This is a genomic window from Corynebacterium silvaticum, assembly GCF_002162115.2.
Taxonomy (GTDB): Bacteria; Actinomycetota; Actinomycetes; order Mycobacteriales; family Mycobacteriaceae; genus Corynebacterium; species Corynebacterium silvaticum.
The window spans coordinates 1178066-1193898 of sequence record NZ_CP021417.2; the positions used below are offsets into that span (position 1 = coordinate 1178066).

The following is a 15833-nucleotide window of genomic DNA, read 5'->3' on the forward strand; positions in this document are numbered from 1 at the left end:
GAGGGGGACACCGGGAAGCAACGAGCATTGCTGATATGGTTTTCCCCATGGAACTGGATTTTGATCAGCCTTTTAGCGAGAGAACCCCCCGCGTAGTCAACGCCGCAAAGCTTCTACGCACCGCAGGAAGAAAGAAGGCGGATCGGTTCCTGGCTGAAGGTGAAAATAGCGTCGAAGCGGCGGTAAGCACCGGTGCGGCCACTGACGTGTTTGTTACGGAAACTGCGGCACAAAGATTTGCCGATGTGATAACTGCTGCCAAACACATGGGCGTGTATGTTCATCCGATCACTGACCGTGCAGCAAAAAGCTTGTCGGATACGGTAAACAACACTGGAATTTTTGCGGTATGCCGACCTGTCTTGTGGGATATTAAGTCTGCGTTGAAAGGCCAGCCTCGTTTAGTATGCGTCCCCGTAGGAACAGCAGAGCCAGGTAACGCCGGAACTCTGATCCGTGTCGCAGATGCGATGGGCGCTGACTGCATTATCTTTGCTGGAGAGACTGTGGATCCGCAGGGGCCGAAAGCGGTGCGATCGAGTGCGGGTTCTCTTTTTCATATACCGGTAGTGCGCGAACCCAATATTCAGAGAGTTTGGGATTCTCTCAAAGCGCGTGGTTTGACGATTCTTGCGACCACCGCACAAGGGGAAGTAAACCTGGATAATCCGGGGGAGGTCCTTTCCGGCCCGACTGCTTGGCTTATGGGCAATGAGGCGCACGGCCTGGACTCAGAGCTGATGGAGAAAGCAGACTACCGCGTGAGCATCCCGATCCGTGGTAGGGCTGAATCCCTGAATCTTGCCACTGCTGCGTCAATTTGCCTTTATGAATCCTCAAAAGCGCTTTTAGCGGACTAGAGAATCTGCTGTAGGCAAGCTGTATATAGCTGTTGGAAGCATCGGGTAAAGGGCACGATAACGGAATGATGCTTGCGCCTCATTTGCCCTGACTCATTTTGTCTACCTCAGTGTGGGTATGATGTGAGGGTTACTCGAATGACTATGGATCCAACAGAGGAGCACTGAGTGTCTGATCAACCGGATAATTCGTCGGTGGACTTAACCGAAGAAAGCTTGAATGCCGCTGTGGAGGCAGCTATTGAGGCTTTTACCACTGCTCAGACCTTGGAAGACTTGGCTGAGGCGCGTCGAGCACACCTGGGTGATTCCGCGCCGATTCCACAAGCACGTCGCGCTTTGGGGTCGATTGCAAAAGAAAAACGAAAAGAAGCGGGCCGTCTCGTTAATATGGCCCGGGGGCGCGTCGAAAAGCATTTTGCTGAGGCCAAGGTCGTTCTGGAAGAAAAACGTAATGCAGAAGTACTGAAAGCTGAGCGTGTCGACGTCACAGTGCCTACCACTCGTCGACAGCTCGGTGCTTTGCATCCGATCACAGAACTCAGTGAAACCATCGCTGACATTTTTGTGGGAATGGGCTATGAAGTTGCAGAAGGTCCAGAAGTAGAAGCAGAGTACTTTAACTTTGACTCCCTGAACTTCATCCCCGACCATCCGGCTCGTACGCTGCAGGATACTTTCCACGTAGGTGAGCCGGGCTCCAGCCAAGTACTGCGCACGCACACCTCGCCAGTGCAGATGCGAACGATGCTTTCCCGCGATGTTCCGGTGTATGTTGTCTGCCCAGGCAGGGTGTTCCGTACTGATGAACTCGATGCTACCCATACGCCGGTGTTCCATCAGATCGAAGGACTAGCGGTAGATAAAGGCCTGACGATGGCTCATCTCAAAGGCACCTTGGATCATTTGGCTAAAACCCTCTTTGGTCCAGAGACGAAAACACGCATGCGGACTAATTACTTCCCGTTCACTGAGCCTTCCGCAGAGATCGATGTGTGGTTCCCTAATAAAAAGGGTGGCGCTGGATGGATCGAATGGGGAGGCTGCGGCATGGTCAACCCGAACGTCCTCAAGGCTGCGGGAATTGACCCGGAAATCTACAACGGTTTTGCATTTGGCATGGGACTTGAAAGAACGCTTCAGTTTAGGAATGGATTGAGCGACATGCGCGACATGGTGGAAGGCGATGTGCGCTTCACTCTTCCTTTTGGTGTCCAAGCATAGAACCCGCACACCGAGAATCTTTCAAGACAAAACAGGAGTTAGTTGTACATGCTTATCTCGCAAAACTGGGTAACGAGACTGCTAGGACATTCCAACAAGGGATGGTACTTGACCCCGGAAGAACTAGACGCAGGTTATGTTCGTGTCGGGTTTGAGACCGAAGGCTATGAGGGAATCGCGGAGACAACCGGGCCGTTGGTGCTCGGACGCGTGGAAACGATCGAGGAACTTACAGGCTTTAAAAAGCCCATCCGCCATTGCCACGTAAACGTAGGCGATGCTAACGGGACCGGTGATCTGCAGTCCATCGTGTGTGGCGCACGTAATTTCCGCGAAGGCGACCTCGTGGTGGTTTCCCTGCCAGGTGCTGTTTTACCTGGTAATTTTGCAATTTCTGCCCGAGAGACGTATGGGCGTATGTCCGCTGGAATGATTTGTTCGGCAGCTGAATTAGGGCTCGCGGACAAGCAGAATTCAGGAATTATTACCTTGCCGGAAGGCGTGGGAACACCCGGCGATGATGCTCGCGCCATCGCGGGCTTAGAAGACACTATTTTTGATGTTAACGTCACTCCAGATCGTGGATATGCGCTTTCTGCGCGAGGCTTGACCCGGGAACTAGCCTCTGCGTTTAACCTCGACTACGCTGACCCTGCGGCAGACCTTCGGGTTGCGGGGATTGATGTTTCTGCAGTTCCTGGAGCAGCTAACACATCGCTTTCGGTTGAGCTTAAGCCTGAAACAAAGGCAGTGCGTTTTGGCCTGCGTAAAGTAACTGGAATTGACCCGGCTGCTGAGTCTCCTTTCTGGCTACAGCGCGAGTTGATGCTGTCTGGGCAACGGCCAGTTAATCCTGCCACTGACGTGACCAACTACATCATGCTGCTCTTGGGCCAGCCAATGCATGCTTTTGATGCAGACGTGATCACCGGCGACCTTGTTGTGCGCTGCGCTCACGCTGGCGAGCAGCTGGAGACCCTCGACCACATCACCCGGACACTCTCGGAAGAAGACGTGGTCATCGCAGATGCTGCTGGAATCCAATCACTGGCAGGCGTCATGGGCGGAAATATTTCAGAGATCTCTGCGGAGACTACAAACGTCTACTTCGAGGCGGCTAACTGGGATCCGCTTACAATTGCTCGGACCTCGCGCAGGCATAAGCTCAGCTCCGAAGCTTCTCGACGCTTTGAGCGTGGAGTCGACCCCACGTTAGTGGAGACAGCGCTCGATGCTGCGTGCGCGCTGTTGGTATCGATCGCAGGCGGAACCACCGAATCGGAGCGTACCCTGATCGGGGAAGTTCCTGCTATGACGAAGGTGCGCATGCTTGCGCTTCGCCCAGCGGCGATCGCGGGCGTTGATTATTCTCCTGAAACCGTCATTTCTCGCTTAGAAGAGATCGGCTGCGTGGTGGAACGCGAGGGCGATGAGCTTATTGTGACACCGCCAACATGGCGCCACGATATTACGATGGCAGCTGATCTGGTGGAAGAAGTCTTGCGTTTGGAGGGGCTAGAGCAGATTCCTTCCATCGTTCCTCCCGCTCCAGTGGGCACTGGGCTAAGCCGCGCGCAGAAACGTCGTCGGGCAATAGGGCATTCTCTGGCATATAACGGGTACGCGGAAATTCTGCCCACGCCTTTTATCAAGAGCGACAGCTTTGACCTGTGGGAGCTTCCCTCGGATGACGCTCGTAGACGCACGGTGAAGGTGCAGAACCCACTCGACTCTGATTATGCAATCCTTGCCACCACGCTATTACCGTCCATGCTGGAAGCAGTTGCTCGCAACGTATCCCGTGGGCAGCACTCCGTAAGCCTTTTCGGTCTACAGCAGGTTGCTTTTAACCGTGGCGAGGGCGTTTCCCCAATGCTTGATGTTCGCAGTCGACCAAGCGCGGAGGATGTGCAGGGGCTTTTGGAATCGCTTCCGTATCAGCCACTTCACGTGGCTACGGTTGCCACTGGACAGATTGAAAATGAAGGCCCGTGGGGACAAGGACGCGACTATACGTATGCCGATGCCGTGGAATCGGCACGGGTCGTAGCGCGGGCAGCTGGTGTAGAGCTTGAAGTCTCCAATGCGGAGTATCTTCCGTGGCACCCAGGCCGCTGTGCTGAATTACGCGTGGGTGAGGTAGTTGTAGGTTATGCAGGCGAGCTGCATACGCAGATTCTGGATCGTCTGGGCTTGCCACCGCGCACCTGTGCGATGGAACTCGATATCACTGCGATGCCATTTGATAATGCTTTCCCGGCTCCGGTGTTGTCCGCCTTCCCAACCCTGCACCAAGACTTGGCCCTGGTCGTGGATGAAGACGTACCGGCAGAGTCAGTGCGAAAGGTGATTGCGGAAGCCGCAGGCGAGCTTTTGGAAAAGGTAGAGCTTTTCGACGTCTACCGCTCCGATAACCTCGGGGAAAACAAAAAGTCGCTGGCCTTTTCCTTGGTTTTCCGGGCGCAAGATCGCACTCTTACCGATGAAGAATGCTCCGAAGGCCGACTTGCAGCGGCTGAGGCAGCCACAAAAAAGTTTGGTGCAGCCATGCGTGCTTAATATAAACACGTAGCTAACGCGTCACATATATCCCAAAAGTCGGGTGTGTGGCGCTTTTGTGTTTTTCAAACAGGGGGCATCGGGGTAAATATTCTCGGAATACTTACATGTTACGGAATACTATGTATATAGTGGGGTCATGACGATCACGGTAGCAGTCGCGGGTGCAAGCGGATACGCAGGCGGAGAGATTCTCCGCCTTTTGCTTAACCATCCGCGTTATGTGAGCGGGGAATTAGAAATTGGCACACTAACCGGTTCGTCCACTGCCGGAGAGCCTTTGGGCAAACTCATGCCTCATTTACCGGAGCTTGCGGATCGAGTAGTGCAACCGACGACCCCAGAGCATCTTGCTGGTCATGATGTAGTTTTCTTGGCCTTGCCACACGGACATTCTGTGAAAATAGCTAAGGAATGTCAGGACTCGTGCGTGGTCATCGATTGTGCTGCAGACTTCCGTCTTCACAATCAAAGCGATTGGGACCACTATTACGGGGGAAGTTACTCAGGTTCGTGGCCATATGGAATCCCAGAGATGCCGGGGCATCGTGAACAAATCAGGAGTGCGCGCAAAGTAGCGGTACCTGGGTGCTTTCCTACGGGGGCCACGTTGGCACTATGGCCGGCTATAAAAATGGGCCTTGTAAGGCCAGACGTATCTATTGTTTCTGTCACGGGAGTCTCCGGCGGAGGGAAAAAACCGGCTGTGGGGCTACTAGGTGCGGAAACAATGGGATCATTAAGCGCATATAACGTCGCGGGTAGCCACAGGCATACGCCGGAAATAGTCCAAAATTTGTCAGAATATTCAAGCTCGCCGGTTTCAGTGAGCTTTACTCCAATTCTGGCTCCGTTACCTCGGGGAATTCTTACCACCGCGATAGCTCCGATTGCTCCGGGAGTCTCTCACAGCGACGCCTATAACGCATACGTTAGTTCCTATGAGTCGGAGCCTTTTGTCCAGGTGCTTCCTCCCGGAATGCAGCCTCAGACTCAATCGGTTGTTGGTTCGAACATGTGCCATATCCAGGTAGCTGTGGATTCCACGGCAGAAAAGCTCATCGTTACGTCTGCGATCGACAATCTGACAAAAGGAACAGGCGGAGCCGCAGTGCAATGCATGAATATTATTTTGGGCTGGGAAGAAACGTCAGGGCTTCCGCGTACTGGGACTGCGCCCTAGGGCGGATCTTGTGTATCGGTTCAAAAGGATAAAAGAAAAGGACGCATTATCCATGAGCACTAGTGGCATCACCGCTGTTAAAGGCTTCTCTGCCGCCGCAACAACCGCAGGAATTAAGCCTTCCGGTAATAAAGACATGGCGGTGGTTGTTAACCAAGGCCCAGAGTTTGTAGCCGCCGCAGTTTTTACTAGAAACAAAATTGTGGCAGCGCCTGTGAAACTGAGCAAGAAGTCGGTAAGCGATGGAACCTTGAAGGCCGTTGTCTTTAACTCCGGGAATGCCAATGCCTGCAATGGGGTACAAGGCGAGCAGGATGCTCAAGCCATCGTGGATGCAGTGGCGCGGTCACTTTCGCTCAAAAGCAACGACATCGCGGCATGCTCTACGGGGTTGATCGGAGAACCTTTGCCCGTCGAAAAGCTACTAGCGGCGACTTCTGTGCTTGTCGACGGCCTAGGCGACCACGGCGAACAAGCAGCCGAAGCAATCATGACTACAGACACCGTCAGTAAACAAGCAGTGCTCAAAGAGGCCGATTGGTCGGTAGGTGCAATGGGCAAAGGCGTAGGAATGATGGCGCCTTCGTTGGCCACGATGTTGGTGTGCATTACTACGGATGCCTCGGTGTCTTCAGAAGTTGCACAATCTGCGTTGGAAAAAGCTGCAGCGAAGACTTTTAATACCCTCGATATTGATGGTTCTACCTCCACCAACGACACCGTGATACTGATGGCAAACGGCGCATCGGGCATAACTCCCAGCACAGAAGCCTTTGAGGCTGCGATATGTGCAGTGTGCGCTGATATAGCCGATCAGCTGCAATCGGATGCAGAAGGGGTAACAAAACGGGTTCGCATTACAGTGACCGGTGCTACCAACGATGACCAAGCGCTTCAGGCCGCGCGTACTCTGGGTCGGGACAATCTGTTTAAATGCGCGATGTTTGGGTCAGATCCAAACTGGGGAAGAGTCCTTGCGGCTATCGGTATGGCAGAAGCCGACATGGACCCCGATAATATTTCAGTTTATTTTAATGACCAGCCAGTATGCCTAGCATCGACTGGAACACCTCATGCCCGAGAGGTTGACTTAAGCGGAACCGACATCGATGTTCGCGTTGACTTGGGCACTACTCACACAGGAACTGCCTTTATCCGGACAACGGACTTGTCCCATGCATACCTGGAAATCAACTCAGCTTATTCCTCCTAACAAGTAGAGGGACAAAATGAGCATCACGACCTACGCTCATTCCCGAAACGGAGAAAGGCATTGTCTATGACAGATATGCTTGATCATCTCAGCGCACAAGATAGGGCTACGGTGCTAGCTGAGGCTTTGCCGTGGCTACAGCATTTTCGTGACAAGATTGTGGTCGTGAAATATGGCGGCAACGCGATGGTAGATGAATCTCTCAAAGCCGCATTCGCTGCCGACATGGTCTTTTTACGTACCGTCGGAGCAAAACCCGTGGTAGTGCATGGCGGAGGGCCGCAGATTTCCTCCATGCTGAATAAATTAGGTTTAGAAGGCGAATTTAAAGGAGGCTTTCGGGTAACCACTCCTGAAATTATGGAAGTGGTACGGATGGTGCTCTTTGGGCAAGTGGGACGGGACCTTGTAGGTTTGATCAATTCCCACGGCCCGTACGCGGTTGGCACATCAGGTGAAGACGCGGGGTTGTTTCAAGCAGAAAAACGACTTGTAGCGGTGGGCGGACAAGCTACCGATATTGGTTTGGTGGGCGACATTACAGCTGTCAACCCCGCGAGCCTCATGGATATCATCGAGGCCGGAAGAATACCCGTAGTATCTACGATTGCTCCCGGTGATGACGGAGAAATATACAACGTTAATGCGGACACAGCGGCAGGTGCACTTGCCTCAGCCATCGGCGCGGAACGGCTGCTTATTCTCACCAACGTGGAGGGCCTCTATACGGCGTGGCCAGATCAAGGCTCTCTTGTTTCCAAAATCAGCGTAGCGGAGCTTCGCGCGATTATTCCTACCTTGCATGCAGGCATGATTCCGAAAATGGAAAGTTGCCTTAACGCCGTTATAAAGGGCGTACCTGCAGCGCATGTGATTGATGGGCGCACTCCGCACGCAGTTCTCCTGGAACTTCTGACCTCCGGCGGTATTGGCACGATGGTGACTCAGGATGCGGCGATCCCAGAAGCAACAATTTTTAGACACACACAAGGAGGGAAATGATGAAGGAAGAAAATATATGTCAGACTAAAAACCATGCTGAGCGCCAGTCTGCGCAAGAAAAGTGGTCTGACGTTTTGATGAACACCTATGGGACCCCAGCGTTGGAACTCGTTGATGGACACGGGGCACTAGTCACTGATTCCCTGGGCAGAGAACATATTGATCTTCTTGCTGGAATTGCCGTGAACTCTTTGGGACATGGGCATCCCGCTATTGCAGAGGCGGTAACAACACAGATCCAGAGCTTCTCCCATGTGTCTAACCTTTTTGCTTCTGCACCTGTGGTGAATGCCGCAGAAAAAATCATTCAATGGTTTGGCCACGGACAACCGGATTCGGACGCGATAATTTCTGATACGCGAGTATTCTTTTGTAACTCAGGAACCGAGGCAAACGAGGCTGCTTTTAAGATTGCTCGATTGAGCGGGCGAAGCCGAATTTTTGCAGCACACTATGGTTTTCACGGAAGAACAATGGGGGCATTGGCACTAACCGGACAACCAGAAAAACAAGCTCCTTTTGCTCCTCTGCCTGCCGGCGTCGAGTTTTATCCTTATGGAGACCTTGACTATCTGCGCAAGCTTGTCGCTATAAATCCTCACGACGTAGCTGCCATTTTTCTCGAGCCAATTCAGGGAGAAACCGGCGTAATTCCAGCGCCTGAAGGATTCCTGCAAGGAGTCCGGAGCTTATGTACTGACAACGGCATCCTGATGGTGGTCGATGAAGTTCAAACCGGTGTCGGGCGTACCGGAGACTTCTTTGCATTCCAACACGATGGGGTGTTGCCGGACGTCGTTACCATGGCAAAAGGCTTAGGCGGGGGGTTACCTATCGGAGCATGTGTGGCGCATGGAAAGGCAAAGGATTTATTTACTCCTGGATTGCATGGAACCACCTTTGGCGGGAACCCTGTGGCCTGCGCAGCGGCGGGCGCAGTACTGGACGTGATAAATGAGGGTTTGATCACCGACGTCCGTGCAAAAGGGAAACTCTTTAAAGACAAGCTATCAGACTTGAAATCCGTCGATCATGTGCGCGGTCGAGGTCTCATGTTGGGGGTAGTGCTGAAGCAGCCTGTCGCAAAAATTGCGGCGCAACGGGCAGCAGATTTTGGTGTGGTCCTCAACGCTCCATCGGAATTCGTCTTAAGAATCACCCCGCCATTAATTATCGACACTGAACACATAGTGGAAGCAGTCGGGCGCATAGAGCGTCTGCTTGATTCCCTGACTGCCCCTACTGAGTGAAAGGACCTTGCACACTAATGAACACGGACACAACGATGACTTCTCATGACGCCTTTGGCACCTTTGATGCTCCAAAGGCTGGAAAAGCCTTAGCGCGACATTTTTTAGCTGATGATGATCTCACGCCTTCGGAGCAGCGTGAGGTGTTAGAACTGGCCGCGCAGCTCAAGAAGTATCCGTACTCTTTGCGCCCACTGGAGGGGCCTCAATCAGTCGCGGTTTTGTTTGATAAGACATCAACGCGGACAAGGTTTTCTTTTGACGCGGGGATTGCGCAGCTGGGAGGAAACGCGATCGTTGTAGATACCAACGCTTCCCAGATGGGCAAAGGAGAGACCTATCAAGATACCGGCGCAGTTCTTTCCCGGTTTACCTCGGCCATCGTGTGGCGCACATTTGCACACAGTAACCTTGTGGAGATGGCTCAGACTGCCACGGTGCCCATTATTAATGCGTTGTCTGATGATCTTCATCCGTGCCAAATCTTGGCGGATCTGCAGACCTGTGTTGAGCATCTTTGTGTAGAAGAAGGTCCCAGCGGCTTGCGTGGGAAAAAGGCTGTCTATCTCGGAGACGGCAGCAATAACATGGCGAACTCGTATCTCATTGGTTTTGCCACGGCAGGCGTAAACATAAGCATTATTGCTCCAGCTGATTTTCAACCTAAGGAAGAGTTTGTAGCACGTGCTAAAAAACGTGCTGAGCAAACCGGGGCGGTAGTCACTGTGACTGATGATCTTGATGAAGTGTCAGGGGCGCATATTGTGATTACAGATACATGGGTGTCTATGGGGATGGAGAAAGACGGTATTGATCGTCGAACTCCTTTTATTCCTTATCAAGTTAACGATGCCATTATGGATCGTGCTGATGAGGGCGCTATATTTCTTCATTGCCTCCCCGCATATCGGGGGAATGAAGTTGCTGCTTCTGTTATTGATGGTCCGCAGTCTGTGGTCTTTGATGAGGCGGAAAATCGCCTACATGCGCAGAAAGCACTCATGTCTTGGCTGCTGGATCACCAACCGACAGCCTAGGATAGATGCGTAAAAGCGATATAAAAGAATTCGGTGCCCCGCATAACTTTAGGGGAGCGAAGAGAAAGTTGTGAGGAAGAATCCATGAGCACTAGTCCGATTACGCGAACGGTTCGGCAAGCCTTGATTCTTGATTTGCTCGAACAAAACCAAGTGTCGAGCCAAATGCAATTGTCCGATCTGCTTAAAGCGAAGGGCGTTGAAATCACCCAAGGAACGCTATCGCGTGACCTGGATGAACTCGGGGCAAAAAAGGTTCGCCCTGAGGGCGGGCGTGCGTTTTATGCGGTGGGAGCTGCAGATGAGGCAGCAGTGCCGTCGACGGTAGGCACTCGGGAGAAGCTTCGCAAGATGCTTGACGACTTGCTCGTTTCCGTTGACCACTCCGGCAACATTGCTGTCTTGCGTACCCCACCTGGGGGTGCTCCATTCTTGGCCTCGTTCATCGACCGTGTGGGAATGGAAGAAGTGGTTGGAACTATCGCTGGCGATGACACCGTTTTTGTTCTTGCACGCGATCCAATGACTGGTCAGGACCTTGGGGAATTCCTTAGCCAAAGACGCTCAGGATACTGATCTGGATGTTTTTCACTCGACTTAGTGGCAATAAAAGCAGTGTCATGGCTTCCTGAGTCATGAGTTTTCTGGCCTCTTTCCAAGGAACGGAAAATCCCGCTTCGCAATTTATGGGGATGAGTGCATAAACTACCTAAAGAAGAATTCATATATGTAGAACATCCAAACTTATGGATAGTTTAGTAGCGATAAACCTGCGTCTTTTCCATAAAATCTGCATAATGATCAAAATTTCATCTCATATTCAATTCAGTTGAGAATTTTTAAGGAGCAAACATGACCAATCGTGTCGTTCTGGCGTACTCCGGCGGGCTTGATACTTCTGTAGCTATTCCTTATCTGGCAAAAATGACCGGAGGCGAGGTCGTTGCGGTTTCGCTTGATCTGGGCCAAGGCGGCGAGGATATGGAGTCCGTGCGGCAGCGTGCACTCGACTGCGGTGCGGTTGAGTCCATCGTGATTGACGCTAAAGATGAGTTTGCCAACGACTATTGTCTGCCTACGATCAAAGCAAACGGCATGTACATGAAGCAGTACCCTTTGGTCTCTGCTATCTCACGTCCGCTGATCGTAAAGCACCTAGTAGAGGCCGCTAAGGAGCACGGCGGTACACATGTCTCACATGGTTGCACGGGCAAAGGAAACGATCAGGTCCGATTTGAGGTTGGTTTCCGCAACCTAGCGCCAGAGTTGGAGATCATTGCTCCTGCGCGTGATTACGCGTGGACGCGCGATAAAGCTATTGCATTTGCGGAAGAGATTAATCTTCCTATTGAGCAGTCAAAGAAGTCGCCCTTCTCTATTGATCAGAACGTGTGGGGCCGTGCTGTTGAAACCGGTTTCTTGGAAGACCTTTGGAATCCTCCAACAAAGGATTTGTACTCTTACACCGAAGATCCTGCGTTGGGCAATGCTCCCGATGCACTGATTATTACTTTTGAGGCCGGTGCTCCTGTCGCCATTGATGGCCGCAAAGTTACTGTTCTGCAGGCAATTGAAGAACTGAATCGTCGTGCAGGTGCACAGGGCATCGGGCGTCTGGATATGGTCGAGGATCGCCTTGTTGGCATTAAGTCTCGCGAGGTCTACGAGGCACCGGGTGCGATTGCGTTGATTACTGCTCACCAGGCTATGGAAGACGTCACCCTTGAGCGTGAGGTCGCCCGCTATAAGCGCGGTATCGACGCACGTTGGTCCGAGGAGGTATACGACGGCCTGTGGTACGCGCCGCTGAAGCGCTCGCTCGATGCTTTTGTGGACTCCACCCAGGAGCACGTCTCTGGTGATATCCGCATGGTGCTTCACGCTGGAAAGAGCATTGTCAACGGACGCCGCTCCGCACACTCACTGTATGATTTTGATCTAGCGACCTATGACACCGGTGATACGTTCGATCAGACCTTGGCCAAGGGCTTTGTTGAGCTGCATGGTTTGTCTTCCAAGATCTCGAACCGCCGTGACCGCGAGGCTCGCTAACGTGAATAAACACGGAACAAATGAAGGTGCGCTGTGGGGAGGAAGGTTTTCCGGCGGCCCCAGCGAAGCGATGTTTGCGCTGAGCGTGTCCACTCATTTTGACTGGGTTCTTGCTCCCTATGATGTTCTAGCCTCCAAAGCTCATGCCAAGGTACTGCATGCGGCGGGGTTGCTGAGCAGCTCAGATCTAGAGATCATGCTGGCTGGCCTTGAGCAGCTGGGCAAGGACGTAGCAGATGGGTCTTTTACTCCTTTGCCCAGCGATGAAGACGTCCATGGAGCAATGGAACGCGGACTCATCGAGCGCGTAGGCCCTGAAGTCGGCGGACGTTTGCGCGCAGGCCGCTCAAGGAACGATCAAGTTGCGACGCTCTTCCGCATGTGGGTTAGGGACGCGATACGAGGTATCGCTGTCGGCGTTACCGAGCTTATCGACGCCCTCGTGCAACAGGCGAGCGCGCATCCAGCAGCGATCATGCCAGGCAAGACCCATTCCCAGGCTGCGCAGCCGGTTTTGCTGGCTCACCAGCTGCTAGCCCACGCACAGCCGTTGCTGCGTGACGTAGACCGAATTCAGGATCTGGATAAGCGCTTAGCGGTGTCCCCATACGGTTCAGGAGCACTCGCGGGTTCGTCCTTGAATCTTAACCCTGAGGCGATCGCGGAAGAGCTGGGATTTGATTCTGCAGCGGACAACTCCATCGACGCTACGTCCTCTCGGGACTTTGCATCTGAGACAGCTTTCGTTTTGGCCCAGATTGCAGTTGATATGTCGCGCCTTGCAGAAGAAATCATTTACTGGTGCACGCCGGAATACGGTTATGTCACGTTGTCTGATGCATGGTCGACCGGAAGCTCAATCATGCCTCAGAAGAAAAACCCTGATGTGGCGGAGCTCACTAGGGGAAAGACGGGTCGCTTGATCGGCAATCTTGCTGGACTCATGGCAACCCTTAAGGCTCAGCCTTTGGCTTACAACCGCGATCTTCAAGAGGATAAAGAACCCATTGTCGATTCGGCTGCGCAGTTGAACTTGCTTCTGCCTGCGATGACGGGTCTAGTGTCTACCCTTGAATTTCACGAAGAACGTATGGCTGAGCTTGCTCCAGCTGGATATACGTTGGCTACGGATCTGGCTGAGTGGATGGTTCGTGAGGGCGTGCCTTTTAGGGAAGCGCATGAAGCTTCTGGAGCATGTGTGCGGATTGCAGAGCAACGTGGAGTGGGACTCGATGAGCTCACGGATGAGGAATTCGCAAGTGTCGACTCACGTTTGACCCCTGCAGTTCGAGACGTGCTCACGGTGGAAGGTGCAGTCGCTTCACGAGCGACGCGCGGAGGTACCGCTGGGGTACAGGTAGCCAAACAACGGGAACGCGTTGAACTAGCGTCTGCGGAGTTACGCCGTTGGGCTGAAACTCCTGTTCGCTAGTAAACCTGCTACGTCGAAAAGCCTCGATCCCTATTTCTTTATCTAGATAGGGTATCGGGGCTCTGTGACTATCACCGGTCCATCAGTCGGGCGATGCGCCAATGTTGTACGCTAGAAAACCATGAGTATCGATCCCCAGCTGCTAGAAGTTCTCGCATGTCCCCAAGACAAAGGACCGTTGCGTTATCTAGAGCAGGATAATGTCTTGGTCAACGATCGCCTTGGTATTGCCTATCGAATTGAAGACAATATTCCGGTAATGCTTGAAGATGAAGCGATTACGTGGCCCCAAGGGAAAACCCAGTAGTTTTCCATTTATTTCACAATACTCACACAATCAAGGAACCTATCTACATGTCCCAGCATGGCAATATCGTTGATGAACTCCTGTGGCGCGGTCTCATTAACGATTCCACAGACATTGATGCACTGAGAGAAGCATGCGAACAGCCGATTACTCTTTATTGCGGCTTTGATCCCACCGGCGATTCCCTGCACGCGGGCCATCTAGTTCCTATGGTTATGCTGCGCCGTTTCCAGCAGTTTGGGCATAGGCCACTGACTCTAGCCGGCGGAGCCACAGGCATGATCGGCGATCCGCGTGAGGTGGGGGAACGCGTCATGCTCACAGAGGATAAAGTTGCGCAGAATCTTGAGGCTATTAAAAAGCAACTTCGGCGTTTTGTCTCTTTTGAATCCGGTCAGAACAACGATGCGATCATGGTCAACAATGCTGACTGGACTGCCGGGATGTCAGTGATCGAATTCTTGCGCGATGTAGGAAAGAACTTTTCGCTGAATACGATGCTGGATCGAGAGACAGTGAAGCGTCGTCTTGCTAGAGACGGCATCTCTTACACCGAATTCTCTTATATGCTTCTGCAGTCAAACGATTTTGTCCATCTGCGCAAAAAATACGATTGCATCCTTCAGATTGGTGGCGGGGATCAATGGGGCAACATCATCTCGGGTGTTGACCTGAACCGACGAGTTGATGGCACAAAAGTCCATGCTTTGACGGTTCCGCTGGTAACTGATGCTCAGGGGCAAAAGTTTGGTAAGTCTACTGGCGGCGGAAAGCTATGGCTCGACCCTGAGCAGACCAGTCCCTACTCCTGGTACCAGTATTTCCTCAATGCTGGAGACACAGTCGTTATCGATTACCTCAAGTGGTTTACGTTCCTAACGGAGTCCGAGATTGCGGAACTGGAAGTCCAGGTAGCAGAGGCTCCTCATAAGCGCGAAGCACAGCGGAGACTTGCCCGAGAGATGACAACTCTTGTCCATGGCGAAGCCGCTACTACTGCCGTGGAATTAGCTGCTCAAGCCCTTTTTGGCAAAGCCTTGCTTGAAGACCTTGATGAGCAGACTCTGATTGGAGCGGTTTTTGAAACCCCAGTCGCAGAGATTGCGGCCGGTGAGGCTCGAACCATCATTGACCTACTCGTTGCTTCAGGCCTCGCGGAATCCAAGGGTGCCGCTCGACGCGCAGTAAAAGAGGGCGGTGCATACGTAAATAACGTTCGCATTAACGACGAAACCTGGGAACCGAGCAGCCAGGATCTGCTTCATGGAACGTGGGTTGTTCTACGTAAAGGGAAAAAGAACTTTGCGGGTGTTCGGTTTAACGCTTAGCTATTAAAAGGACCTTGAGAAGAAAGAAGTTCTTCTCAAGGTCCTTTTGCGTATCCGGTTCCTGGTAATCGGGAATCCACCATCTAGGGCTGTTGGGTGCGCTGAAAATAGCGTTGAGGGGGAGATCTGAAAACTCTCTGCGATTGATCTGCTTTAAATACGCCTGTGAGCTGGGGATTTGTGTGTTCTGTAAGTGGTGTGTAACTTTATGTAAGTCGCCGCGACCGACAGCGCCCCTCACAGAGGCAAACACCACGAAGGTGATTGTGAATCAGTGAGTGTAAGGCGAGAGGAAAACAAGCAGGCGATAAACAAAAATTATTCTTACAGTCATCACAGACCAACATGGTTGGTGTGTGTGGGTGTGGGTGTGTTGTTTGAGAACT

General features: G+C 52.5%; 13 protein-coding genes. All 13 read left to right on the forward strand.

The features are described from left to right. Positions 1-47 precede the first annotated feature (47 nt). The 13 genes from CBE74_RS18020 (at position 48) to tyrS (ending at position 15447) form a co-directional block, all read left to right on the forward strand. Positions 48-860 (forward strand): TrmH family RNA methyltransferase, encoded by an 813-nt coding sequence (locus CBE74_RS18020; RefSeq protein ID WP_087454876.1) that lies wholly within the window; start codon positions 48-50, stop codon positions 858-860. Positions 861-1028: 168 nt separating this feature from the next. Continuing rightward, positions 1029-2084: a phenylalanine--tRNA ligase subunit alpha gene (gene pheS, locus CBE74_RS18025; protein ID WP_087453886.1), complete on the forward strand. Its 1056-nt coding sequence runs from the start codon at positions 1029-1031 to the stop codon at positions 2082-2084. Between the two features lie 48 nt (positions 2085-2132). Next, entirely contained in the window at positions 2133-4643 is a 2511-nt protein-coding gene (gene pheT / locus CBE74_RS18030) for a phenylalanine--tRNA ligase subunit beta (protein ID WP_087453887.1), read from the forward strand. Between the two features lie 139 nt (positions 4644-4782). After that, positions 4783-5826 carry an N-acetyl-gamma-glutamyl-phosphate reductase gene (argC, locus tag CBE74_RS18035; protein ID WP_087453888.1) on the forward strand — a complete coding sequence of 348 codons (1044 nt, stop codon included), beginning with the start codon at positions 4783-4785 and terminating at the stop codon, positions 5824-5826. A 52-nt stretch (positions 5827-5878) separates the two neighbouring features. After that, a complete protein-coding gene (gene argJ / locus CBE74_RS18040; RefSeq protein ID WP_087453889.1) occupies positions 5879-7039 on the forward strand; it encodes a bifunctional glutamate N-acetyltransferase/amino-acid acetyltransferase ArgJ in 1161 nt (386 codons plus the stop codon). A 66-nt stretch (positions 7040-7105) separates the two neighbouring features. Next, on the forward strand, positions 7106-8041 hold the full coding sequence (gene argB / locus CBE74_RS18045; protein WP_087453890.1) for an acetylglutamate kinase: 936 nt from the start codon (positions 7106-7108) through the stop codon (positions 8039-8041). Further along, the gene (locus CBE74_RS18050; RefSeq protein WP_087453891.1) at positions 8041-9291 is read left to right on the forward strand and encodes an acetylornithine transaminase; all 1251 of its coding nucleotides are present in this window, start codon (positions 8041-8043) and stop codon (positions 9289-9291) included. The genes argB and CBE74_RS18050 overlap by 1 nt, the downstream gene beginning before the upstream one ends. 35 nt (positions 9292-9326) lie before the next feature. After that, the gene (gene argF, locus CBE74_RS18055; RefSeq protein WP_087454877.1) at positions 9327-10328 is read left to right on the forward strand and encodes an ornithine carbamoyltransferase; all 1002 of its coding nucleotides are present in this window, start codon (positions 9327-9329) and stop codon (positions 10326-10328) included. Between the two features lie 84 nt (positions 10329-10412). After that, entirely contained in the window at positions 10413-10904 is a 492-nt protein-coding gene (locus tag CBE74_RS18060; RefSeq protein WP_087453892.1) for an arginine repressor, read from the forward strand. 276 nt (positions 10905-11180) lie between these two features. Then, positions 11181-12380 carry an argininosuccinate synthase gene (locus tag CBE74_RS18065; protein WP_087453893.1) on the forward strand — a complete coding sequence of 400 codons (1200 nt, stop codon included), beginning with the start codon at positions 11181-11183 and terminating at the stop codon, positions 12378-12380. Position 12381: 1 nt separating this feature from the next. Continuing rightward, positions 12382-13812, forward strand: coding sequence for an argininosuccinate lyase (gene argH, locus CBE74_RS18070; RefSeq protein WP_087453894.1), 1431 nt, complete (start codon positions 12382-12384; stop codon positions 13810-13812). 121 nt (positions 13813-13933) lie between these two features. Next, on the forward strand, positions 13934-14119 hold the full coding sequence (locus CBE74_RS18075; protein WP_013911392.1) for a Trm112 family protein: 186 nt from the start codon (positions 13934-13936) through the stop codon (positions 14117-14119). Between the two features lie 47 nt (positions 14120-14166). Continuing rightward, the gene (gene tyrS / locus CBE74_RS18080) at positions 14167-15447 is read left to right on the forward strand and encodes a tyrosine--tRNA ligase (protein ID WP_087453895.1); all 1281 of its coding nucleotides are present in this window, start codon (positions 14167-14169) and stop codon (positions 15445-15447) included. The last annotated feature ends 386 nt before the right edge of the window (positions 15448-15833 follow it).